We start from the raw sequence: 21,493 nt of genomic DNA on the forward strand, positions 1-21,493 counted from the left end.
GGTTCGGGCCGAGTCGGGCGCCGCGCGCCCGACAGCCAGGCGGGTGGGAGCGGTCAGGCCAGGCCGGTGGCGTCGAAGACCCAGGACAGGTCGCCGGCGGCCATGCTCTCCTGCCAGCCGGGCGGGGCCGCCGCCATCAACGTGTTCATGTCCCAGTAGTCGCGCCAGAGGACGATCACACCGTCGACGACGCGCTGGATGGACACGAACGGGAGAGTGACCTTCTCCCCCGTCGGCCAGCCCCAGTGCTCCTCGTGCTCGGTGACGACGAGGTCTCCCTCGGCCACGAACCGCGAGTCGCCGTGGCTGTACTCGGACAGCCCGGCCAGTCCCATCCTGAGCCGGGCCTCGATGCTCTCCGGCCCGCGGGCCGCCGCCGCGGCCGTCGTCGGCACGTCGTAGTAGATCGACTCCGGCCCGAAGAAGCCTCGGATGCGCGGCCAGTCCCGCGCGTACAACGCCTCCCAGAACGCGGCCGCGACCTCCCGAGGAGCCGCCGAGTCACCCATCCCGTCCTCCTGTGACCTCATGAGGCGCATACGGTCACGGCCACGAGCACGCGGAGCGCGCCGGCGAACCGGTGACCGGCGTCACAAGCCGCCCACTTTGTTTACTTTATACATAGCCCAGCCGGCGATCAACACGCTTCGACATCTCCGGCGGCGTCGAGGGATCGCCGACCGGGATGGGTGCTGACCTCCGCCTGGCCGAGGAAGCGACCAGGCGAAGGCGCCGGGCGTTCCTACGCCATCTGGTCGGAGATCGGCTCGTCGGCGACGGGCTCGCCCGAGGCGGGCTCGGCCGTGGCGGCCGCGCGGCGGCGCTTGACGTGGCGGGCGGCGAGGATGATCAGGGCGACCGCGACGACCGCGGCGATGATGTAGGACGGACCATGGAAGGCGTTGGCGATCTTCTCCCAGTGATCACCGACGGCATAGCCGGCGATGCCGAGGGCGGCGGTCCACGGGATGCAGCCGAGGGTCGTGTAGACGCCGAAGCGCAGTGGGGGCATCGCCGCGATGCCGGCAGGCAGGGAGATGAAGGTGCGGATGACCGGCAGCAGCCGGCCGACGAGCACCGACGCCGCGCCGCGCCGCTCGAACCACCGCTCAGCCTTCTCCAGGTCGTGTTCGCGCAGGAAGACGTAGCGACCGAAGCGGCGGATCACGGCCGGTCCGCCGAAACGGCCGACCGCCCAGGCGACGTAACTGCCGACGACGTTGCCGACGACACCGGCGATGATGACCAGCACCAGGCTGGGATGCGCGTCCTCGATCGCCCCGGCCGCCAGCGCACCGCCGATCAGCATGATCACCTCAGAGGGGATCGGGACGCAGGCGGACTCGAGGGCCATCAGCAGGAAGACCGCGAGGACCCCGTGGTTGGCGATGAAGTGCTGCACGGGTGCGTTCGCCTCTCCTGAGAGCAGTGGATCGAGAACTCGTGTCGTCGCCCGCCCGCCCGAGGGCGACGCGCGCGGCGCGGGTCGCGCCGACGGGCAGGCGGCGGACCGCGAACTGGGTCAGCGTACGGGTCTCGGAACAGCGAACGAGAAAGCGGGTCGGCACATCCCCGCGGGCTCGGCCGGGACGCCGTCGGTGCCGGGCGCCGGCCGGTCGACGCCAGCCGGGTCCGCCTCGGCCGGGCCCGCTGCCAGCACGGTCTACGCCAACAGGGTCTACGCCAGCAGGTCTGCGCCTCGAGGCCGGCACCGGCGGCTCCTAGGATCGCCGGCATGGAGCGACGAGTTCTGGGGCGGACGGGGCGGCCGGTGTCGGTCGTCGGGCTGGGCACCTGGCAACTGGGAGCCGACTGGGGGAACGTCGACGAGGACGGCGCGCTCGACGTGCTGGCGGCGGCCACCGAGGCGGGTGTCACGCTGTTCGACACCGCCGACGTCTACGGCGACGGGCGCAGCGAGCAGCTCATCGGCCGGTTCCTGCGGGAGCATCCCGGGTCGGGCGTGGTGGTGGCCACGAAGATGGGCCGCCGGCTCGCGCAGGTGCCGGAGAACTACGTACTCGCCAACTTCCGCGAGTGGAACGACCGGTCCCGGCGCAACCTCGGGGTCGACCGGCTCGATCTCGTCCAGCTGCACTGCCCCCCGACCTCGGTCATCACGGGCGGCGAGGTGTACGACGCGCTCGACACGATGGTCGAGGAGGGACGGATCGCGAGCTACGGGGTGAGCGTGGAGACCGTCGCGGAGGGGCTCGCCGCCGTCAGCCGGCCAAACGTCGCCAGTGTCCAGATCATCCTCAATGCCTTCCGGCAGAAGCCGCTGGAGGAGTTCCTGCCCGCGGCGCTCGCCGCCGGGGTCGGCGTGCTCGCCCGCGTCCCGCTCGCCTCCGGCCTGCTGTCCGGGCGCTACGACGAGAACACCGTCTTCGACCCGTCCGACCACCGCGCCTTCAACCGGCACGGCGAGGCGTTCGACGTCGGCGAGACGTTCGCCGGGGTGGACTACCAGGTCGGGGTCGAGGCGGCACGTGAGTTCGCGGCGCTGTCCGGCCACCCGGCCCGACTGGCGCTGCGCTGGGTGATCGACCAGCCGGGCGTCACCACCGTCATCCCCGGGGCCCGCAACCGGGCGCAGGTCGCCGACAACGTCGCGGCCGCGGCCGCCCCGCCACTCGACGCCGCGACGGCCGCCGCCGTCCGCGACCTTTACGACCGCCGCATCCGCGGCCTCGTCCACCACCGCTGGTAGCCGACGCCCCGGGAGACCGGGTGGGCCGGACCTCCACGTGTGACGGCCGGCCCCGCGGCCGGGTGCCCGGCGCGCCAGCATCGGGCACCGGGCCACCGTTACTCGGCCGGAGTCGCCCGGCCGCGGCCGGTTGACCGGAGCCGGTCAACCGCCGACCGGCGCCGTAGCCTCACCCTTTGCGTGCGCGACCGCCCAGGTCAGGGCGAAGTCGGCGATCTCCTCCCACCCTTCCTGAGCGGGCAGCAGGTGCGCGTAGCCCGGGTACTCCTTCACCTCGGTGACAGTGGCGGTCGACTTGTAGTGCTTGGCGTTCGACCGCTGGACCGCCGGCGGCATGATGTGGTCCTCACCGCCTGAGATGAACAGCAGCGGGGCGCGGTCGTCGTTCTTGTAGTCGACCCAGGCGTCGTGGTGGCCGGGCTCGAAGTTCGCCAGGACGCCGTTCCACACGATCCCGCCAGGAGCCGGGATGGCGTAGCGCTCGTACATCCGCAGCGACTCCTCCTCGGTGAACGTGTTGGTGAACGCGTACCGGAACTGCTCGTGGGTGAACCCGACCGCCTTGTGCCGGTTCGCCGGGTTCTTCAGCACCGGCAGGGTCGAGCGCAGCTGGGACAGCGGCGCGACGAGCACGCCCTCGGTCGGCGCCGAGTTGAGGGCGACCCCGGCGGCCCCGTAGCCGCGGTCGAGAAGGATCTGGGTGAGGGCACCGCCCGCCGAGTGCCCGATCAGGATCGGCGGCGTCGGGAGCGCGCCGATGACGGCAGAGAGATGGTCGACGACCTGGCGCAGCGTCAGGTCGTCCATGATGCTCGGGTCCGCGTTGATCGCCTCGACCTCGATCTCGAAGCCGGGGTACGCCGGCGCGACCACCGTGTACCCCTGGCTCTCGTACCGCTCGACCCAGTGCTCCCAGCTACGGGGTGTGACCCACAGGCCGTGGATGAGAACAATCGTGTCGGGCTTTCCCGTGTCAGCGCTCATGGATGTCACGGTAGGAACCACGTCGTCGGGCTCGCTTCCGTCGGATGACTACAGCGCGGTAGAGGAAGTTCGGCGGTTACCCGGGCACGCGCGACCGGGCGTCAGTCAGATGACACAAGTCGCGGAGCCTCGGCTCTGGCGCTCTGACGCCCTGACGCCCTGGCGCCCAGGGGCGCGGCCGGCGCGGCACGCGACCCGGGGGCGAGGGTCGCCGCCGCCCGGCCGCCGCCGCCCGGCCACCGAGGGCGACGGCGGCACTGTCGCGGCCGAGCACTGGACTTTTGGGCGGAAGTGTCGGGGCGCGGTGCGGCATTATGCAGTGCCATGAGCGCCGAGACCCTCGAGCACCGTCCGAACGGATGGGAGCTACGGCGCGAGCGCGTCGCCCGACAGCTGGAACGCACGGCGCTGACGCTGTTCGCGAGCGAGGCGCCGCAGGACGTGACGGTCGAGCGGATCGCCGCGGCCGCCGGGATCTCGATGCGCACGTTCTTCCGCTACTTCGCGAGCCGCGACGAGGTGCTCGCCTCGCTCCCGCGCAGCCTGATCGAGCTGCTGTGCGCCCGGGTCCGCGCCCGTCCGCCGCACGAGTCGCTGGTCGAGGCGTTCTCGGCCGCCGTCCGGGAGACGAACCACGAGCGTGAGGGCGACCGTGAGTTGCTGCTCACCTGGGGCCTCGCGGTGCACCGCTCGCCGGAGACCGTCATGCTGGCGCTGGCCCGCGGCACCGTCAGCACCTCCGCGGCCTTCCAGGCCGCGGTCACCGCCCGCCTGGGCGTCGGCCCCGACGACCCGCGTGCCGGCGCCTACGCCGCCGCCCTGTCCGGCGTGGTCAGCTACGGCTTCGAGCGCTGGGTCGCCCACGGCGGCACCGACTCCCTGTCCGCGACCCTCCTCGACGCCCTCGCCACCCTCCCCGACCTGCACTGACCGCGCCCGCGCGGCGAACCGTGGCCGATGGTCGACCGCGCGTACACGACCATCGACCACAGTTGGTGATCAGGACTGGGATCGCGGTCGACCATGGTGTCCCTGGAGTCGATGATCGGCCACGGTTCGCCGGTCGTCAGACCATCGCGTCGACGGGCTCGCCGAACGGCAGCCAGCGGACGCGGTCACGCAGGTCCACCGGGGCGCTGGCAAGGGTCCGCTCGACGTCCGCGCGGCCCTGCTTGAAGTGCCGCCAGCCCTCGTAGTGGACCGGGAAGGCGACGGCCGGCTCGGTGAGGCGCAGCAGCGTGACCGCCTCCCGGGCGGTCATGCTGTAGTGCACCGGGCCGGTCAGCGAGAAGCGCACGCAGCCCAGGTGAAGAAGCATCGCGCCGATCCGGAAGCGCTCGGCGACCTGGCGCACGCCCTTGAAGAGCACGGTGTCCCCGGTCACCCACAGCACGCCATCCCGCTGGCCCTCCCAACGCAGCGCGAACCCGATCACATGGCCGGCGACCGGGCGGGACAGCGGCGGGCCGTGGCGCGCCGGCGTGGCAGTGATCTCGATCGTGGTCCGGCCGGGTGCCTCCAGCCGCGTGACCTCCCACGGGGCCAGGCCCCGTGCGGTGACCGCGCCGCCGCTGCCGGCCGCGAGGCGGCGGGCGCCGGGCACCGTCGTGACGACGGTGCCGACGGACGGGAGCAGCGCGCGCCCGGCGTCGTCGAGGTTGTCGCCGTGGTGGTCGTGGCTGAGCAGGACGGCGTCGACGGGGCCGAGGTCGGCGGCGGACAGGGCCGGGCCGGCGAGCTTGCGTGACGACGTGCCCAGGCCGAATGGGTAGACGCGGCCGGGCGGGTCGAACGTCGGGTCCACGAGCAGCCGCCAGCCGGCCGCCTCGATCAGCACCGTCGGTCCGCCGATATGGGTGATACGGATCTTGTCGCTCATGCGGGTCCTCGCCTTCCGGGCTACGGCGGCGTGTCGGTGCCGGCGTCGCGCACCCGTCCCGCCGGTCGGCGCGCACGGCCAGGCCTGGACGCCGATGCCGCGTCAGCGTCGCAGGTAGGAGCCGTTCCGCTCATCTGTCATCTGACTCGGCCGATCACCCAGCGGCCCACGGAGTCGCCGACCGCCGACCCCAGGCCTCGCCTACTCGGCGTCCACGGCGTGGGCGGCGAGCGCGTCGCGCAGGGCCGCTCTGGAGGTGATGCCCAGCTTCGGGAAGATCCGGTAGAGGTGGGCACTGACGCCGCGGTGCCCGACGCCGAGCCGCTCGCCGATCTGCCGGTTGGTCAGCCCGGTCGCCGCGAGGTGGGCGATCTGGAGCTCATGGGGAGTCAGCGACTCCGGCCGACCCGTGTGAGGCCGGTGGTCGGCGACACCACCGCCCGCGGGCACGGCGTGACGCGGCGATGGGACCGTCACCCCGGCGGCCCGCAGCTCGCCTCGGGCGCGCGCCGCCCAGGGCAGGGCACCGAGCCGGTCGAACGTCTCGAGCGCGGCGTGCAGCGGACGGCGCGCCCGTGTGACCTCCCGCTCTCGCCGCAGCCATTCGCCATAGCCGAGCAGCAACCGTGCGTGATCGAACGGCCATTGGTCGGCCCGCGGCGCGGCGAGCGCGGACTCGTAGCAGGTCCGCGCCGCCGCGGAGCGCTCGGCCGCGGCCACCTGGGCGCGCGCCCCGGCGACCAGCAGGGCGAGCCGCGGCGAGATGGCCGGCAGGTCCGCGGCGGTGGCCACGGCGACATGCGCCCGCGCCTCCTGGAGCCGCCCGGTGCGCACCGCTGCCTCGACCAGGTCGCCGACGGTCCACAGCGCCTGCGGGACATAGGAGGCCAGCACCCCCGGCGGACTGATCCGGGCGGCGTGAGCGTACGCCTCCTCGTAGTCGCCCTGGCCGATCGAGACCAGAGCGCGGATGTGCGAGCCGAGTGTCAGGTGCGCCAGCAGCCGGCGCGGCTGCGCCCAGGCGGTGATCGCGTCGCTCCTCGCCACCGCCGCGGTGACGTCGCCGCGGGCCGCGGCGACCGCGGCGAGCACATAGCGGAAGCGGGACGAGAACAGCTGGTAGCCATGCGCGTCGGCCAGTGCCAGGCCCTCGCCCGCGTCGGCCACCGCCTCGTCCCACCGACCGCGCAGGTAGTGGTCGAAACAGAGGAAGGTCAGCCCGCCCACCACGTGGACAACCGCGCCGCCGTCGCGTTCCCGCTCGACCATCCGCCGGCACAGGTCGGCGTACTCGCCAAGCGCGTCGACATACTGCGCCGCGAGGCAGAGCCGCAGGACCAGCCTGGGTACCGGGTCGAAGGGCAGTGCCGCCGCGAGCTCCCGCAGCCGCTCCCGGGCGCCGTGCGCGGTGTTGGCGGGATCTCCGAGCGCGTCGTGACAGACCAGGGTGAGCCCTCCGAGCACTCCGGGGAGGCGGCGCCGGGCGGCGGCGAAGGTCTCCCACAGCTCGGCCCGGCCGCCGTGAGCGCACACGACGAGCAGCATGCTGGCGGTCTCGTCGGCCCAGTCGTCGGCGGCGGCGGTGGCGGTGGCCGTGGCAGCGGTGCCGTCGGCGGTGGCAGTGGCGGCGGACACGGTCGCGGCGTCGAGCGCGGCGCCCAACAGCCGATGGGCGGTGTCGACGTCACCGAGGCGGAAGGCGAGCAGGCCGGCCTCGGTAGCCGCGCCGTGGGTTGACCGGGAGGCAGCGCCTGCCCGATCAGCCGGCCAGAGCGGGCCGTAACCGGGCTGGCCGGCGGCCCCGACGACGGCCTGCGGGCGCTGCGTGTCCGTCGGTCCGGCCGGCCCCGGCGAGTCGGGCGGGACGAACGGGCCCAAGGCCGCGCCGGCGTCGTCGGCGGCGACGACGCCCGCGGCGGCGGGATGCAGCCGGCGAGCGTCGGCGAGCAGCTCGTCGGCCATGTCGAGCCGCCCGCAGTTGCTGGCGTGGTAGGCCGCCTCGGCGAGGCGGCGGGCGCGGTCGACTGGCGTGGGGGTGAGACCGACGGACCGCAGCAGGATGCGAATGGCCTCCGCCGCGTTGCCGCGGCGCGCGGTCCGCCGCGCGGACTCCTCCAGCGCGGCCGCGATCCGCTCGTCCTGCCCGACGGCGGCCTCCGCGAGGTGCCAGGGCCGCCGGTCCGAGTCGACGGGAAGCTCCCGGGCCAGTCGGCGATGCGCGTCGCGGCGCTCCGGGACGGACGACATCTGTACGACCGCCGACCGGATCAGCGGGTGCAGGAAGGCTACCCGCCCGGTGCTGGGGTCGGGGCGGACCAGGCCCGCACGCTCCGCCGGCGCCAGGTCGTCGACCGTCGCGGCGACCGCGGGTCGACCGGGCCCGGCGGCCTCGGCACCATCGACACCAGCGCCATCAACACCAATGCCATCAGCACCAGCGCCATCAGCACCAGCGCCGCGTGCGCAGGGTTCGCCCCTCACGACGGCGAGCAGAGTGCCCAGCTCGGCGACGGGCTCGAGCGCGGCGCCCAGGAGCAGCGCGCGGGTGACGGCCGGCAGGCCCCGCAGCCGGACGGCGAACGCGGCCTGGAGCCGGGCACTCATCGGCAGCTGCGGCGGCATCAGGTCACGGCCAGCGCGCTGCGCCGGGGTGAGCAGGGTCGGCAGCTCACGCAGCGCCAGCGGGTTGCCAGCCGCGTCGGTCAGCAGTCGTTCGCGGGCGGCCGGCGCGAGCCCCGGATGGTGGGAGTCGAGCAGCACCCCCGCCGCCTCGTCGGGCAGTGGCGTGACCGGCAGCTCGGGCAGGCCGATCTGGTCGAAGACGGTCCCACCGGACGGGCGCGCCGCCGTCAGGAAGAGGACCGGATGCCCGGTGATCCGACGGGCGACGAAGCCGAGCACGGTCGCGCTGGCACCGTCGATCCAGGAGACATCGTCCACCAGCAGGAGCAACGGCTGGAGGCGCGTCGCGGTGACGAGCAGCGCGAGCGCCCCGGCCGCCACCACCAGCGGGTCCAGGTACGGCCCGTCGGCCTGGCCCAGCACCTGGTCGATCGCGGTGCGCTGCCGCTCCGGCAGGCCGCCCACCAGGTGCCGCAGCGGGAACAGGAGCTGGTGCAGCGCGGACAGCCCGATCTCGGCCTCGAACTCGACGCCCGAGACGCGCAGCACGCATACCCCGGCCGCCGCGGCCCGTGCGGCGGCCTTGTCCAGCAGCGCGGTCTTGCCGATTCCCGGCTCCCCACGCAGCATCCAGGCGGCGCCGGACGTGCCCAGGCCGGCGAGCAGCATGTCGACCAGTTCGAGCGCCTCGGCCCGGCCGAGCAGCTCGCCGTCCGCTGCCCGCCGCGGACTCGAGTCAGGCGGCGGGCCGACTGGTGCTGGCGAGTCACCGCCGGCGGGGACCTCCGGCCAGTGCGCGCCGGGCGAGCCGCTGTCAGGGCCGGCGAGGTCAGACCCAGCCACGGTGACCACCCCCCGTTCCGCGGTGTCGGTCCTGGCCCGGCATCTACCAACGGGCCGCCGCGCGTTCGGGCACACCGCCCGAAACGCCACCATGATCGTAGGCACGGGCCCGCCGCGGCCACAACGCGACGGCTACGACGGCGCGGACGTCACAAGTCGGCGGACGCACTCCTTCAAGGAAGACGGACAGAGCCTAGGAGCCGACCATCGCGGCGGAGACGTCCCAGAGACGGGCGGCGCTCTGCGGGTCGAGAGCGTGGGGGGCGACGCCGAAGCGGTCGCCAGGACCGGCGACCGTGGCCTCGCCGCAGTCCTCGAAGTACCGGCCGCCGACGCCCTCGAGCAGCGGGGAGACCGCGACCAGGACGGAGGTCGCCGCGCCCTGCGCGACGCTCTTGGGAGCGCCCGGCTTGCGCGCCGCGTACCCGGTGCCGCCTGCGGGCTCGCCACCCGCGGAGCCAGCGGCCTCCTTGGCGGCCACGGCGGCGGCGGAGCCGATGCTGATCCGCTTCAGCTCCTCGCGGGAGAGGTAGCGGCCGAGGTTGGTCGCGATGGTACCGGGGTGCACGGCGTTGGCGGTGATGCCGTCGTCGGCCCAGCGGCGGGTCGCCTCGACGGCGAACAGCACGTTCGCCGTCTTCGACTGGCCGTAGGCGACCCACGGGTTGTACTCGCTGGTCGTGAAGTGGATGTCGTCGAAGAGCACCGGCGAGCGCAGGTGCGCGGCGGAGCTCACGGCCACGACCCGGGCGCCGCCGGCCGCCGCGAGCGCGCCGCGCAGGCCGGTGGCGAGCGTGAAGTGGCCCAGGTGGTTGGTGGCGAACTGGCGCTCCCAGCCCTCGGCGGTGCGGACGAGCGGCGAGGCCATGATCCCGGCGTTGTTGACCAGGAGGTGCAGCGGGCCGGCCCAGGCGGCGACGAACGCGCGCACGGAGGCCTGCTCGGTGAGGTCGAGCGGGGCGACGGTGACGTCGCTGTTCCCGGTGGCCGCGACGAGGTCGGCGGCGGTGCGCTCCCCCGCGGCGACGTCGCGGACCGCCAGGGTGACGGCGGCACCCGCGCCGGCGAGCGCCCGCGCGGTCTCCGTGCCGATGCCGGAGGACGCGCCGGTGACGACGGCGCGCCGGCCGCCGAGGTCCACCCCGGCCACGACCTCGGCCGCGGTCGACGCCGCGCCGAAGGGGGTCACAATCCTCGTTGGCGTCATCGCCCGTCCCGTCCGTCTCGTCCGCGCGCTCCGACGGGCCCGGCCAGTCATGCGACAGGCCCGCGGCGAGATCCCCCGCCCGGGCGACGACCCTAGACGCGCCCGCCGTCCCAGCGCAACTCGTTCTCGCTGGTCAGCAGGCGCTATTCAGTTGGCGAGAGCACCACTCTCGCGGAGGTGTGTCGGGCGGAGCGGTCGCCCGGGGCGTCGCCGCCCCGGGCCGGAACCAGCATGGAATCAACCAGGTCACGCCAAGCGGAACCAGCGTGGCAGCGGCCAGGTCAGCCGGTGGTGAGCTCGGCCAGGGTCGAGGCGACCTGCGCGGGCGAGGGCATGTCGGCGATCTGCGCGGCCACGCCCTTCGCCTTCTCGGCGTAGCCGGGATCGTCGAGCAGCTCCCGGGCCTCGACGAGCACCGCCTCGGCATTCAGCCGGTCGGGCATCAGCAGCCGGCCCGCGCCGATCCCGGCGAGGGTGAACGAGTTGACGAACTGGTCGGAGCTCTGCGGCAGCGCCAGCTGCGGCACGCCATGGGCCAGCGCGGTCAGCAGCGAGCCCGACCCGCCGTGGTGGACGAGCAGGTCGCAGGCGGGCAGCACCAGCGACAGCGGCTGCCAGCCGACGTCGAGCACCCCGTCCGGCAGCTCGCCGAGGCGCTCGGCGAAGGCCGGCTCCACCCCGACGACGACCTCCGCGCCGAGCGCGGGCAGGCCGGCGGCGAGCTCGCCGAGCACGGCGACGAAGTCGCGGAACCGCATGTGCGGCACCAGGCTGCCGAAGGTCAGCAGGATGCGCGGCCCGCTCCGCTTCGCCAGCGCCCAGTCGGGCAGGACGCCCGGGCCGTTGTAGGGCACGTACCGCGACGGCAGGCCGTCGGGGTCCTCGTCGCCGGCGATGCTCGCCGGGGCGACCTTCACCACCGCGTCCGGCTCCGGCAGGCCGTCGAGGCCGAGCTCGGCGAGTTCGCCGGCCAGCTCCTGGGCGGTGAACGGCAGGCTGCGCGGCAGCGAGGTGATGCCCCAGTTGTGGCGCACCCAGGGGATGCCGCGCAGGGCGGCGACCAGCGGGCCGGCGATCTCGCTCGGCTCGGCGACGACCAGGTCGGGGCGCCAGCCATCGATGATCGCCTCGGTCGCCGGCAGGGTGCGGGCCGCGAGCCGGCCCCACGCCTTGCCGCCGGAGACCATCAGCTCGTCCGGGGTCGCCGGCGGCGGCACCGGCCGGCCCTCGCGGTCCACCATCATGATCTCGGTGAGGCCGAGCGGCGGCCCGGTGACGGCGACCGGGAGACCGGCGGAGGTGACCGCGTCGACCAGGCTCGCCGGCGTGGCGACCAGGACCTCGTGACCCGCGGAGCGGAAGGCGTGCGCGAGCGGGACCATCGGGTAGAAGTGGCCGTGCATCGGAACGGTGGTGAACAGCACCCTCATTGGGTTCCCCCTTGTAGATCGGTGGTGGTCAGCTCCCCGCGCGGGCGGGGCGGGCGCGCCGCGGCACGGGGACGAGCGCGCGGCGTCGTGATGGATGGCCAGGCTGGTGAACCGGCGGGATGCCGGCCAGCGGGCGGGTCAGATGGTGACGTCCGTGAGCCGGCCGGTAGCACCGTAGGCGGCGACCTCCTCGTAGATCACCGGCCGGCGGTCGGGGTCGTGCAGGGAGCGCAGCGGTGACGTGGTGGGCTTGTGCCTGGCGTCCTGCTCCCAGGCGACGAAGTCGGCCATGTTGGTCCACTCGCTGACGACGACGAACCGGCTGGGGTCGTGGATCGAGCGCATCAGGTGGTTGCCGAGCAGGCCAGGGGTGCCGACCAGCTCCGCACTGATCTGGTGGTAGACCTCCTCGACGGCCTCCGGCCTGTCCTCCGGCGCGGCGGCCCAGATCATGACTCGGACCTTCATGCGGCACCCACCGGCGTGCGCAGCGACTCCACGGCGGGGGTCTCGGCCTCGGTCGCCGTCGGGGCGGTGGCCGGGGCCGGGGCCGGGGCCGCGCCCGCGGCGCCGGGCAGGTAGGCCAGCAGGGCACCGCTGACCATGGAGCCGCGGGCCCGCAGCGGGTGCAGGATCTTCCGGTGCTCCAGGTGGCCAGGGGTGGCCTCGAACTCGCGGAACAGCCGCTCGTTCACCCAGTCGCTCACGATGTAGTAGGTGCTCGGCTCGTCGGCCGAGCGGACGAGCCACTGCCCGAGGTTCGCCGGGTGGCCGGTGACGCCGTCACCGATGCGCAGCCAGGTCCGCTCGAACTCCTCCTCGCGCCCCGGGTGGATGTGCATGGTCAGCATCACCCGGAACGGCAGGTCCGCGGCGGGTGGCCCCGCGCCGGGGCCCTCCGTCATCTCGGCGTCGTAGTCGCTTCTGGCCATCAGATACCTCCATCGACTGAGTAGTTGGCGCCGTTGACGTAGCTGGAGACGTCGCTGGCGAGGAACAGCACGACCGCCGCGACCTCCTCGGACGTGCCGAGGCGGCCAAGCGGGATCCGGCTGACGTAGCCCTGGCGGACCGCGTCGGGCATCCCGTTCGCGTGGTCGGTCTCGGTGATGCCGGGAGTGACCAGGTTGACCCGGATCCCCCGGGCGCCGAGCTCCTTGGCCAGGGACCGGGTCAGGCCGATCAGTCCCGCCTTCGCCGCCGTGTAGTGCGCGCGCAGCGGCACCCCGACGACGCTGCCGGAGCCGACGTTGACGACCGCGCCGGAGTCGCCCAGCAAGGGCAGCGCCCCCTGGGTGACCAGGTGGGTGACGGTCAGGTTGGTGGTGAGGACGGCGTTCCACTCGTCGAGCGGAAGCCGGTCGTAGGGGACATGGCTGATCGTGCCGACGTTGTTGACGACGATGTCGAGGCCGCCGAGGTGCGCGCCGGTCGCGTCGAGCAGCGCGGTGATCGCGGCCGGGTCGGCCGCCTCGGCGATCATGACCAGGTGGTTGCCCCCGGTCTCCTTCAGCTCGCGGCGCAGGCTCTCGGCCGCTTCACTCTCCTGTTGGTGACTGACGACGACGTGGGCGCCGGCACGTGCCAGGCCGAGGGCGACCGCGCGGCCGATGCCACGGGTCCCGCCGGTCACCAGCGCGCGCTTGCCAGCCAGGTCGGCGAACATTGGGCTCCTTGTCTCGGGGTCTGCGTCTGAGGCTGTGGAGAGTGCTCAGCCAGTCGTTGTCGGTCGGGCCGGTCGGGCCGGTCGGGCCGGGTGGTGCGAGGTTGTCGTGCGGGGTGGGTCGTGCGGGGTGGGTCGTGATCTTCAGGCGGGGCGGCGCAGGATGAGGACGCTGTTGAAGCCGCCGAAGCCTCGGGCGACGACCATCGCCACCCTGGCGGCGCAGGGCCGCGGCTCGCGGACCAGGTCCAGCCCGTAGGCGGGGTCCGGCTCGTCCAGGTTGCCGACGGCTGGCAGCACCCCGTCGCGCAGCGCGAGCAGCGCCGCCGCCGCCGCGAGCGCCGAGCCACCGGCGCACAGCCGGCCGAACAGGCCCTGCGGCGCGGTCACCGCCACCGAGCCCGCGCCGAACACGTCCCGCAGCGCCGCCGCCTCCAGCGCGTCGAGGTCGCGCGAGCCGGCGCCGTCGGCGAAGACGACGTCGACCTCGCCCGGCGCGACGCCCGCGTCCGCGAGGGCCCGGCGCATCGCGGCGGCGAGCCAGGCGGGGCTGGCGGCCGGGCGGCTGTGGTGGTGGGCGTCGTGCGTGGCGGCGTAGCCGGCGATCTCGCCGTAGACCTTCTGCGCGCCCCGCTCGGCGGCAGCGGCCGGGTGCTCGACGAGCAGCGTCGCGCCGCCCTCGCCGGGCAGGTAGCCGCCCGCGCGCACGTCGAACGGCTTGTACGCCAACCGTGGGTCGGCGGCGGTGCTGACCCGGCCGCTGGAGAGGTGGCAGGTCAGCGCGTACGGCGTCAGGCCCGACTCGGCGGCGCCGGCGAGCACGCTCGCCGTGCCCCGGCGGATCGTGCGCCTGGCCTGCGCGAGGCTGTCGATCCCGCCGGTGCCGTCGGCGACCACGACCCCGCTCGGACCCTTCAGGCCGTGGCGGATCGAGGTCTGGCCGGTGGTCGCCGCGTAGAACCAGGCGATCGACTGGTAGACCGACACCGCTGTGCGGCCCCGGGTGTGCAGGCGGGACAGCTCCTTCTGGCCGAAGTCGTTGCCCCCCGAGCCGGCCCCGAAGATCACCGAGGTCTCGTAGGGGTCCCGCGTCGCCGGGTCGTAGCCGGCGTCGGCGAGCGCGAGCCTGGTCGCCGCCATGCCGAACCACGTCCAGCGGTCGGTCTGCACGATGAACCGGTTGTCCAGGTGGTCGACCGGGTCGAAGTCAGGGACCTGGCCGGCGAGCCGGGCGGCGTAGGGGGACGCGTCGAACCGGGTGATCGGGGTGATCGCCAGCTCGCCGCGCAGCGTCGCCGCCCAGAACTCCTCGACGCCGACGCCACCCGGGGCGACCACGCCGAGGCCGGTGATGACCGGCCGGGCCAGCGGCGACTCCTCCCCCGCCGCCGGCCCCGTGCCTGGCGCCAGAACGGTGCCCGGGGTTCCCGCAAGATCGTCGAACGGGGTCCCTGCCGGATCGGCGAAGCCCGGGGTCCCTGCCGGATTGGCGAAGCCAATCTGGGAGGTCTGCTGGGAGGTCGTGATCTGGGAGGTCGGGGTCATGCCGCCCACCCCGGGGCGGTGAGCACGATCGCGGACTGGAAGCCGCCGAAACCGCTGCCGACCGAGAGCGCCACGTCCACCCTGTGGTCGCGGGCGATGTTGGGCACGTAGTCGAGGTCGCACTCCGGGTCGCGAGTGGTCCAGTTCGCGGTCGGCGGGACGACATCGTGCTCGATCGCCAGGGCGCACGCGGCGAGCTCGATCGAGCCGATCGCGCCGAGCGAGTGCCCGACCATCGACTTCAGCGAGCTGACCGGCACCTGGTAGGCGTGTGCCCCGAGCGACCGTTTGAAGGCGGCCGTCTCGTGCCGGTCGTTCTGCTTGGTGCCCGACCCGTGCGCGTTGACGTAGTCGACGGCGCTCGGGTCGACCCGGGCCTCGTCGAGGGCGAGCCGGATGGCCTCGGCCATCTCCCGGCCGTCCGGACGCAGGCCCGTCATGTGGAAGGCGTTCGAGCGGGACGCGTAGCCGCCGACCTCGGCGTAGATGTGCGCGCCACGGGCGACGGCCCGCTCGTACTCCTCCAGCACCAGGACGGCGCTGCCCTCACCCATGACGAACCCGTCCCGGCTCGCGTCGAACGGCCGGGAGGCGTGCTCCGGGTCGTCGTTGCGCGCCGAGGTCGCCCGGATCGCGTCGAAGCAGGCGATCGAGATCGGCGACAGCGGGGCGTCGGAGGCACCGGCGATCATGATGTCCGCCTCGCCGTCGACGATCAGCTGATGGGCGTAGCCGACCGCGTCGATGCCGGAGGTACAGCCGGTCGACACGACGAACGCCGGGCCGTGCGCCCCGAACCTCGTCGCGACCTCGGTGGCCAGACAGCTGGGAACCAGCGCGTGGTAGAGGAACTGGCTGCCGTAGCGCGGGTCGACCTCCCAGTAGCGGCCGCCGTCGCTGACCGCGACGTACTCGTTCTCCAGCCGGGTGGTCGCCCCGACGGCGCTGCCGAGGCTCACCCCGACGACCGGGCCGGCGCCCGGTACGGCGCCGTCCACGTCCTGGCTGGAGAACTCCAGGCCGGAGTCCGCGACCGCCTCGGCGGCGGCGACCAGCGCGAACTGGACGAACCGGTCGTTGCGAGCCACCTCGCGGGGACTCAGGCCCGCGACGAGCGGGTCGAAGTCGCACTCGGCCGCGACCTGGGAGCGAAACGGCGTCGGGTCGAAGAGCGACAGCCGCCGCGTCGCCGTGCGACCGTCGGTGATCATCGCCCAGAACTCCTTACGGGTGGTACCGCCCGGTGCCACCACACCGACGCCGGTGATGGCCGTGCGTCTGCGTGTCATGCGGTGCCCACGTGAGGATGCGGTGCCGCCGCCTGGGCGGCGGACAGTACCTCGGTGTCGACGTGCCCGAGGTCGGGCCGGGGCGCGAGCGGGCCGGAGCAGAAGACGAAGAACGCCTCCTCGGCGCCGTTGTTGACCAGCCGGTGCCGGGTCCCGACGGGGAGGTGGACACCGCTCTCGGCGGGCAGCAGGTACTCCTGCCCGTCAAGCTGGATCGTCACCTCGCCGCGCACGCAGAAGAGGAACTCCTCCGAGTACGGGTGCCAGTGCTCGGTGACGATCTCGCCGGGTGCGAGCGTCAGCGTGCCCATGAAGCCGGCCTTCGAGCCGACGGTGGCCGGCGACAAAATCGTGCGGATGTCACCGCCTCGGCGACGGTTGGCGGGGACGTCATGGATCGACTTGATCTTCGGAGCCGCGACCGTGGCGGTGGGCGGGGTCACCGGACGCTCCCGGCGGTGGCAGTGGCGGCGGCGGCGGACGCCTGGCGCGCGGCGTTCTCCACCTTCTCCTTGATGGCCGCCTGCTCCCGCGGGGTGTTGGTGTTGATGCGCACCACCATTCCGGCGGTGTCGACGGGCGCGGCCGGCTTCATGCGGAAGTCCTGAACCCAGCGCATCCGGGTGCCGGTGCCCTCCGGGAAGTACGTCCACTCGATGTGCATGAACTCGAACGGGCCGGTCTCGACGCGGTAGGCACGCACCCGGTGGCTGTCCGGGTCGAGGGTCCGCTCGGAGACCCAGCTCCACACCTGGCCGTTCTCGTCGGGATGCATCGTCAGCCGGAATTTGAAGGTGTTGTCCCTGGACTCGAGAATCTCAACAGACGCGTACTCGGTGAACAGACGGGGCCAGTTCTCCAGGTCGTTGGTGAGAGTCCAGACGGTTTCGATGTCCGCGTCGATCCAGATCGAGTTGTCGGTGTGCCCGTTCACGGGGGTCTCCTCGGGAGTAGGTACTGCCTCAAGGACGGTTGGGCTGGTTTCGCGGGGCATGGGCGCCGGGCCGGCCGGCCGCGCGCCTGAGCCGGCGCCGACGAGCGGGCAAGGGCCTGGTAGCGTCGATTCTTGGCTGGTGACTCTGGGGACCGCTGGTGACTCTGGGGACCAGGGCCGCCGGGTGCGCGAAGGAGGAGCATTTCGCGCACCCTTTGGGCCTCTAGCCGGCGGCGAGCGCGAGGTTCACGGCATCAAGGATGTCGGCCAGGGTGTAGCCGGGCGGCGGGTCGGCGGGCAGTTCCACCCCGCACGAGCCGAACACCTCCGACTGCAGTTGCAGGTAGGCCAGCGAGTCCAGGCCGATGTCCTCGAACGTGACATCGAGCGTCGCCGGCAGGTCGGACTCGGGAAGGCCGGCCTGGGTGACCAGGAAATCGAGCAGAGCGGCGGAGTCCCACTGCTGGGGCACAGTTATCCCTCCTCTGGAGCGTACCTATCCAAGGATTACCACTGACTATGGCCCGTGAGTACCCGAACCAGCGAACAATGTCGCCGCCGTCACTTTCCTGCCAACTCGCCGGGTGCTTGACCGAGAGTAGCGGCAGGTGGGGCCAATAAAGGGCGCGCAAAGACGCCCCGCGGCCACCGACCGGAAAGCAGGCAGCTTGATGCCAGGCACCAGGCGAATGCCGAATTGAAGGAGCAGCCGGCGGGAAGCCGTCGCGACCGATCCGCGCGCGTCTTCTCTCACCTTTGGCGAGAAGACACCCGCGGCATTCGGCGCCGGCCGGGCGGGGTGCGTGGGCCGGCGACCCGGCTACGAGCCCCGGTTGGTCCGGCCAGGGCTGGGAATGGTGACCCGGTCGGTGCTGAACGCACGCGGGTGGCGGGAGTGCTCCCACGGGCGCGAATGGTCAGGCGGCACCTGGGGTCACGAGGCCTCGGCGCGGGAGGTGGGCACCGCCGTCGCCGCGAGGCGTGGCGCGCACGGCGCTGGCGCCGCGCAGGGTGACGCGGCGCCAGCCGGGCTGGCACCGGACGGATCCGGCGCGGGTCAGCTGCCACCACGCGGCGGTGGCGGGCCGGCGGCCGGCGGCGGACCGCCACCGGGCACCGTCAACGGGCGGAGTCCGCCCTCCAGGTGTAGAAGCTCCTGGCCATCGCGTCCCGCGGGCCGCGCCACGTCGCCGGGTCGTACGCGGTGATGTACTTCGCCAGCTTGGTGTTGACGTCGACGAACAGCGGATGGTCCCGCACGTCGGCGAGCGGCGCCTGAATGCTCTCTTCCGCCTCGATGAGGTGGAAGTACAGCCCATGGAAGGCGAACAGCTCCCGGCGCGACACCCCGACGAGGTGGGGCAGCTCCCCGCCGTCGGACTCGGCAAAGACCTCCGCCACGGATTGCTCATCCGACGGGTTCATCCGAGCGACGATCAGCGTGCGGTGGCTCACCGCGCACCTCCCGCTGGGCACTGCGCGGGGGTACGCGGTTGGGTTGTCGACACTTTCTCTCCTCACAGCACTATCTATCGGTCGAGCAGGCCGAGCCGCGAGAACCGCTCCGATGGCCGGCGGCGCGGGGGCCGAGGCGGCCGTTGCGACGCTGACGAGGCCGATGTGCTGTTTGGGCCTGGCGCCGCGTCCGGTCCCGGATGCGGTGTCTCGCAGGAAGTCTGTGCCCAGCCGACCCGCTTCGTCCGGCGTTCCCGGACGCCCCCCCTTGGCAACTAGTTGCGCTGGCACACTGTTGCCACAACTAGTGCCCTTTACCCGGCGGTGTTACAACCGTCCTTACCCGGCCTGGCATCCACCGGGTCCTGCCCGCGCCACCCGCGCCAGCGGCGCCGCCACAACCAACCCCTGCGTTACAGCCAGCCCCGGCGCTTCGCCAGGATGCCGGCCTGGAAGCGGCTGCGGGCCTCCAGGCGGCGCATCAGGTCGGCGACCATCCGGCGGACCGTGCGCACGGAGACGCCGAGCGAACGGGCCGCCGACTCGTCCTTCGCTCCGTCGGCGAGCAACTGCAGCAGGAGCAGCTCCGCCGGCGACGGCGGTGCGTCGGCATCCGCGTCGCCCGACCGGTCGCCCAACCTGCCGTCGGGCTCCTCACCCGGCTCGTCCGACCAGTCGGAGTCGTCCTGGCCGCCGTGCCCGGCCTGCCCCGGCACGCCTCGCGGGTCGCCGAGCTGGCCGGACATCACGCCCGCGGCGGGCCGGGCGCCGGCCAGCGCGAGCTCGCCGCTCTCCTGGCCGAGGCCGAGGCCGCCCGCGCCGCCGGGACCGGAGGTCCTGGTAGCACCAGGGGTACCGGCCGGGCCGGCCGGGGCGCCGAACCGGTCGGCGTTCTCCCACAGCTGCTCGAACAGCGCGGTCGCCAGGCCGGCGAGATCCGTACCACGGACGACCATGGCGGCGAGGTCGGCACCGGGCGCCGCGCCGGCCGGCCCGGGGCCGCCCGGACCGGCCGCACCCGCGCCGCCCGTACCGCCGATGAGCCGCACGACGCCGACCCGGTCGTCGACGATCGTCAGGTCGACCGCCGGGTCGTCGGCGAGCCGGATCTCGGCGCCGGCGGCCACCACCTCGGCGAGATGCTCGACGGCGGTCGACCAGGCCAGCCCGGCCCGCGGCCGGGCGATGACGGCACGTATCCGCACGCCTCGGCGTAGGGCGGCGAGCTCCAGCGGCAGCAGGTCGGCGGCGAGCTCGGCGAGTGTCGCCCTGGTCCGCACCGAGACCACCTCGCGCTGCGCGGCGCCGACCATCCCGACGAGCTCCGTGCGCACCGCGGCGGAGCTCGCGACCCGGTCGAGCCCACCTCCGCCCGGCGTCTCCTGGCGGCTCGCGCGGAACTCCGAGACGAGCGCCGACACCTGTGCCTGCGCTCGGACGAGATGCTCGTGCCTGCGGATCAGCTGCTCGTGCTGGGACTGGATGAGCTGTGCCAGCGGGCCCTCGGGGTGGGCCGCCACCAGGCGGCCCGGCCGGTTCGGCAGCGCGACCAGCAGCGACAGCGCGACAAGCCGGTCACGCGACCGGGTGACCACCGCCACCGGCTGGCGCAGCGCGGCCGCGGCGCCCTCGACGCTGAGGCTCTCATCGCGCAGCCACAGGCGGTAGAGCGCCGCTGTGATGTCATCGAGCCCGAGAAGATCCAACAATGCCCCCTCCCCCCGCCACTCCGCGCCGCCCCCGGCGTATCCCTGCGCGCCGCGCCCCTCGCGCTCCCGGCGCCGGCCGGCAGCGACCGGGTGGACGGCCTGGCCGCGCGGGCCGGGCGACGGGTCGGCAGCCCCGCCGTCCGGCTGTGGCACCGGGCCGTCCACGGCCGGTCAGGTTCCGGCGAGGTCGCGCTCGCGGTTCTCCGCCGAGACCACGTCCAGCGCGTGCCGGACGAGGGACACCAGGGTCTGGCGGACCGACTCGCGCCGCCGGGCGTCGCACAGCACGACCGGCCGGTTCGGCTCGATGTCCAGCGCCTTGCGGACGTCCGCGATCTCGTACCGCTTGGCGCCGTCGAAATGGTTCAGCGCGACCAGGAACGGGATGTCCCGTTCCTCGAAGTAGTCGATCGCCGGGAACGAGTCGGCCAGCCGACGGGTGTCGACCAGCACCACCGCGCCGATCGCGCCCAGCACCAGCTCGTCCCACATGAACCAGAACCGGTCCTGGCCCGGGGTGCCGAACAGATACAGGATCACGCTGTCCAGCAGGCTGATCCGGCCGAAGTCCATGGCCACGGTCGTCGTCGTCTTGCCGCCGATGGCCGACGTGTCGTCGATGCCGATGCTGGCGGCGGTCATCGCGGCCTCCGTCGTCAGCGGGGTTATCTCGCTGACGGAGCCCACGAAGGTCGTCTTGCCCACGCCGAACCCGCCCGCGATGATGATCTTAACTGGACTCGGGGCGGGTGCGGCGTCGGTTCTGGGCGGCCTCGCACTAGAGGGCCTGTAGTCCACTGAGCACCTTCTCGATCAGGGCCTGGTCAGGTCGGTTCGTGGGACGGGCCGGCCGGTGCACCGTGACGAGGCCCGCGTCGAGCATGTCGCCCACGAGAACCCTGATCACTCCGACCGGAATGTTCAACCGGGCAGAGATCTCCACGATGGACTGCAGCCGCAGGCAGAGCGCCGCGATGGCGCGCTGCTCCTGGTCGAGCGACGCGGCCGCCGCCCGTCCATGCGACGTGGTGGTGACCAGCGCAACCAGTTCGAGCGAGCCCTTGCTCGGTCTGGTGCGTCCCCCGGTGACCGCATAGGGACGCACGACCGGACCGGCCTCGTCGTCGAACCACTCCTCTTCTCGCGACACTCCGACTCTCCTCGGGATGTCCGTGCTGATCTTCAGGATGTCCGTGCTAACTGATACTTTTCCGCCGTCACCC

21 protein-coding genes are annotated in these 21,493 nt (G+C 73.3%); 2 read left to right on the forward strand and 19 right to left on the reverse strand.

From position 1 onward, the window contains the following. Nucleotides 1-53: 53 nt before the first annotated feature. Together FRCN3DRAFT_RS0236030 and FRCN3DRAFT_RS0236035 are read right to left on the reverse strand one after the other, a co-directional pair. A complete protein-coding gene (locus FRCN3DRAFT_RS0236030; protein ID WP_007514276.1) occupies nucleotides 54-509 on the reverse strand; it encodes a nuclear transport factor 2 family protein in 456 nt (151 codons plus the stop codon). A 233-nt stretch (nucleotides 510-742) separates the two neighbouring features. Then, on the reverse strand, nucleotides 743-1,402 hold the full coding sequence (locus FRCN3DRAFT_RS0236035) for a DedA family protein (RefSeq protein ID WP_007514277.1): 660 nt from the start codon (nucleotides 1,400-1,402) through the stop codon (nucleotides 743-745). Between the two features lie 333 nt (nucleotides 1,403-1,735). On the opposite strand from FRCN3DRAFT_RS0236035, the gene FRCN3DRAFT_RS0236040 reads away from it, so the two are divergent. Then, on the forward strand, nucleotides 1,736-2,710 hold the full coding sequence (locus FRCN3DRAFT_RS0236040) for an aldo/keto reductase (protein ID WP_007514278.1): 975 nt from the start codon (nucleotides 1,736-1,738) through the stop codon (nucleotides 2,708-2,710). Nucleotides 2,711-2,854: 144 nt separating this feature from the next. On the opposite strand, the gene FRCN3DRAFT_RS0236045 is transcribed toward FRCN3DRAFT_RS0236040, so the two are convergent. Continuing rightward, entirely contained in the window at nucleotides 2,855-3,694 is an 840-nt protein-coding gene (locus FRCN3DRAFT_RS0236045; RefSeq protein WP_007514279.1) for an alpha/beta hydrolase, read from the reverse strand. A 324-nt stretch (nucleotides 3,695-4,018) separates the two neighbouring features. Here FRCN3DRAFT_RS0236045 and FRCN3DRAFT_RS0236050 point away from each other — a divergent pair, with 324 nt between their 5' ends. Further along, nucleotides 4,019-4,624: a TetR family transcriptional regulator gene (locus FRCN3DRAFT_RS0236050; RefSeq protein ID WP_007514280.1), complete on the forward strand. Its 606-nt coding sequence runs from the start codon at nucleotides 4,019-4,021 to the stop codon at nucleotides 4,622-4,624. A 136-nt stretch (nucleotides 4,625-4,760) separates the two neighbouring features. Here the strand turns inward: FRCN3DRAFT_RS0236050 and FRCN3DRAFT_RS0236055 are convergent, their stop codons facing one another. The 16 genes from FRCN3DRAFT_RS0236055 to FRCN3DRAFT_RS0236130 all read right to left on the reverse strand — a co-directional run bounded on the left by FRCN3DRAFT_RS0236055 (nucleotide 4,761) and on the right by FRCN3DRAFT_RS0236130 (nucleotide 21,420). Then, on the reverse strand, nucleotides 4,761-5,573 hold the full coding sequence (locus FRCN3DRAFT_RS0236055) for an MBL fold metallo-hydrolase (RefSeq protein WP_007514281.1): 813 nt from the start codon (nucleotides 5,571-5,573) through the stop codon (nucleotides 4,761-4,763). Between the two features lie 201 nt (nucleotides 5,574-5,774). After that, a complete protein-coding gene (locus FRCN3DRAFT_RS47915; RefSeq protein WP_158072949.1) occupies nucleotides 5,775-9,038 on the reverse strand; it encodes a helix-turn-helix transcriptional regulator in 3,264 nt (1,087 codons plus the stop codon). 193 nt (nucleotides 9,039-9,231) lie between these two features. Continuing rightward, a complete protein-coding gene (locus tag FRCN3DRAFT_RS0236065; RefSeq protein ID WP_007514284.1) occupies nucleotides 9,232-10,245 on the reverse strand; it encodes an SDR family NAD(P)-dependent oxidoreductase in 1,014 nt (337 codons plus the stop codon). A gap of 281 nt (nucleotides 10,246-10,526) precedes the next feature. Next, entirely contained in the window at nucleotides 10,527-11,675 is a 1,149-nt protein-coding gene (locus FRCN3DRAFT_RS0236070; protein ID WP_007514285.1) for a nucleotide disphospho-sugar-binding domain-containing protein, read from the reverse strand. Nucleotides 11,676-11,813: 138 nt separating this feature from the next. Next, on the reverse strand, nucleotides 11,814-12,143 hold the full coding sequence (locus FRCN3DRAFT_RS0236075; RefSeq protein ID WP_007514286.1) for an antibiotic biosynthesis monooxygenase family protein: 330 nt from the start codon (nucleotides 12,141-12,143) through the stop codon (nucleotides 11,814-11,816). Continuing rightward, nucleotides 12,140-12,607: an antibiotic biosynthesis monooxygenase family protein gene (locus FRCN3DRAFT_RS47920; protein ID WP_007514287.1), complete on the reverse strand. Its 468-nt coding sequence runs from the start codon at nucleotides 12,605-12,607 to the stop codon at nucleotides 12,140-12,142. Before FRCN3DRAFT_RS47920 ends, FRCN3DRAFT_RS0236075 begins: the two co-directional genes overlap by 4 nt. Continuing rightward, entirely contained in the window at nucleotides 12,607-13,341 is a 735-nt protein-coding gene (locus FRCN3DRAFT_RS0236085) for an SDR family NAD(P)-dependent oxidoreductase (protein ID WP_007514288.1), read from the reverse strand. Before FRCN3DRAFT_RS0236085 ends, FRCN3DRAFT_RS47920 begins: the two co-directional genes overlap by 1 nt. A gap of 141 nt (nucleotides 13,342-13,482) precedes the next feature. Continuing rightward, on the reverse strand, nucleotides 13,483-14,883 hold the full coding sequence (locus FRCN3DRAFT_RS0236090; protein ID WP_007514289.1) for a beta-ketoacyl synthase N-terminal-like domain-containing protein: 1,401 nt from the start codon (nucleotides 14,881-14,883) through the stop codon (nucleotides 13,483-13,485). Continuing rightward, nucleotides 14,880-16,172: a beta-ketoacyl-[acyl-carrier-protein] synthase family protein gene (locus tag FRCN3DRAFT_RS0236095; protein ID WP_027141250.1), complete on the reverse strand. Its 1,293-nt coding sequence runs from the start codon at nucleotides 16,170-16,172 to the stop codon at nucleotides 14,880-14,882. The genes FRCN3DRAFT_RS0236090 and FRCN3DRAFT_RS0236095 overlap by 4 nt, the downstream gene beginning before the upstream one ends. Continuing rightward, nucleotides 16,169-16,615, reverse strand: coding sequence for a cupin domain-containing protein (locus FRCN3DRAFT_RS0236100; RefSeq protein WP_007514291.1), 447 nt, complete (start codon nucleotides 16,613-16,615; stop codon nucleotides 16,169-16,171). The genes FRCN3DRAFT_RS0236095 and FRCN3DRAFT_RS0236100 overlap by 4 nt, the downstream gene beginning before the upstream one ends. Then, a complete protein-coding gene (locus FRCN3DRAFT_RS0236105; RefSeq protein ID WP_007514292.1) occupies nucleotides 16,612-17,106 on the reverse strand; it encodes an SRPBCC family protein in 495 nt (164 codons plus the stop codon). The genes FRCN3DRAFT_RS0236100 and FRCN3DRAFT_RS0236105 overlap by 4 nt, the downstream gene beginning before the upstream one ends. A gap of 223 nt (nucleotides 17,107-17,329) precedes the next feature. Continuing rightward, nucleotides 17,330-17,578 (reverse strand): acyl carrier protein, encoded by a 249-nt coding sequence (locus FRCN3DRAFT_RS0236110; RefSeq protein WP_007514293.1) that lies wholly within the window; start codon nucleotides 17,576-17,578, stop codon nucleotides 17,330-17,332. A 647-nt stretch (nucleotides 17,579-18,225) separates the two neighbouring features. Continuing rightward, the gene (locus FRCN3DRAFT_RS0236115) at nucleotides 18,226-18,561 is read right to left on the reverse strand and encodes a TcmI family type II polyketide cyclase (protein WP_007514294.1); all 336 of its coding nucleotides are present in this window, start codon (nucleotides 18,559-18,561) and stop codon (nucleotides 18,226-18,228) included. Between the two features lie 413 nt (nucleotides 18,562-18,974). After that, nucleotides 18,975-20,423, reverse strand: a complete 1,449-nt coding sequence (locus FRCN3DRAFT_RS58345; protein ID WP_007514295.1) for a LuxR C-terminal-related transcriptional regulator — start codon at nucleotides 20,421-20,423, stop codon at nucleotides 18,975-18,977. A gap of 18 nt (nucleotides 20,424-20,441) precedes the next feature. Further along, a complete protein-coding gene (locus FRCN3DRAFT_RS0236125) occupies nucleotides 20,442-21,068 on the reverse strand; it encodes a GTP-binding protein (RefSeq protein ID WP_007514296.1) in 627 nt (208 codons plus the stop codon). Beyond that, nucleotides 21,049-21,420 carry a DUF742 domain-containing protein gene (locus FRCN3DRAFT_RS0236130; RefSeq protein ID WP_007514297.1) on the reverse strand — a complete coding sequence of 124 codons (372 nt, stop codon included), beginning with the start codon at nucleotides 21,418-21,420 and terminating at the stop codon, nucleotides 21,049-21,051. Before FRCN3DRAFT_RS0236130 ends, FRCN3DRAFT_RS0236125 begins: the two co-directional genes overlap by 20 nt. Nucleotides 21,421-21,493 lie beyond the last annotated feature (73 nt).

Origin of the sequence: Pseudofrankia saprophytica (genome assembly GCF_000235425.2) — a bacterium.
Lineage (GTDB): Bacteria > Actinomycetota > Actinomycetes > Frankiales > Frankiaceae > Pseudofrankia > Pseudofrankia saprophytica.

What these genes read in the sequence shown, in the direction of transcription:
- FRCN3DRAFT_RS0236040 (WP_007514278.1), top strand. Translation starts at nt 1,736, where the DNA reads ATGGAGCGACGAGTTCTGGGGCGGACGGGGCGGCCGGTGTCGGTCGTC.
- FRCN3DRAFT_RS0236095 (WP_027141250.1), bottom strand. Translation starts at nt 16,172, where the DNA reads ATGACACGCAGACGCACGGCCATCACCGGCGTCGGTGTGGTGGCACCG.
- FRCN3DRAFT_RS0236050 (WP_007514280.1), top strand. Translation starts at nt 4,019, where the DNA reads ATGAGCGCCGAGACCCTCGAGCACCGTCCGAACGGATGGGAGCTACGG.
- FRCN3DRAFT_RS0236030 (WP_007514276.1), bottom strand. Translation starts at nt 509, where the DNA reads ATGGGTGACTCGGCGGCTCCTCGGGAGGTCGCGGCCGCGTTCTGGGAG.
- FRCN3DRAFT_RS0236065 (WP_007514284.1), bottom strand. Translation starts at nt 10,245, where the DNA reads ATGACGCCAACGAGGATTGTGACCCCCTTCGGCGCGGCGTCGACCGCG.
- FRCN3DRAFT_RS0236090 (WP_007514289.1), bottom strand. Translation starts at nt 14,883, where the DNA reads ATGACCCCGACCTCCCAGATCACGACCTCCCAGCAGACCTCCCAGATT.
- FRCN3DRAFT_RS0236045 (WP_007514279.1), bottom strand. Translation starts at nt 3,694, where the DNA reads ATGAGCGCTGACACGGGAAAGCCCGACACGATTGTTCTCATCCACGGC.
- FRCN3DRAFT_RS47920 (WP_007514287.1), bottom strand. Translation starts at nt 12,607, where the DNA reads ATGGCCAGAAGCGACTACGACGCCGAGATGACGGAGGGCCCCGGCGCG.
- FRCN3DRAFT_RS0236085 (WP_007514288.1), bottom strand. Translation starts at nt 13,341, where the DNA reads ATGTTCGCCGACCTGGCTGGCAAGCGCGCGCTGGTGACCGGCGGGACC.
- FRCN3DRAFT_RS0236055 (WP_007514281.1), bottom strand. Translation starts at nt 5,573, where the DNA reads ATGAGCGACAAGATCCGTATCACCCATATCGGCGGACCGACGGTGCTG.
- FRCN3DRAFT_RS0236075 (WP_007514286.1), bottom strand. Translation starts at nt 12,143, where the DNA reads ATGAAGGTCCGAGTCATGATCTGGGCCGCCGCGCCGGAGGACAGGCCG.
- FRCN3DRAFT_RS0236070 (WP_007514285.1), bottom strand. Translation starts at nt 11,675, where the DNA reads ATGAGGGTGCTGTTCACCACCGTTCCGATGCACGGCCACTTCTACCCG.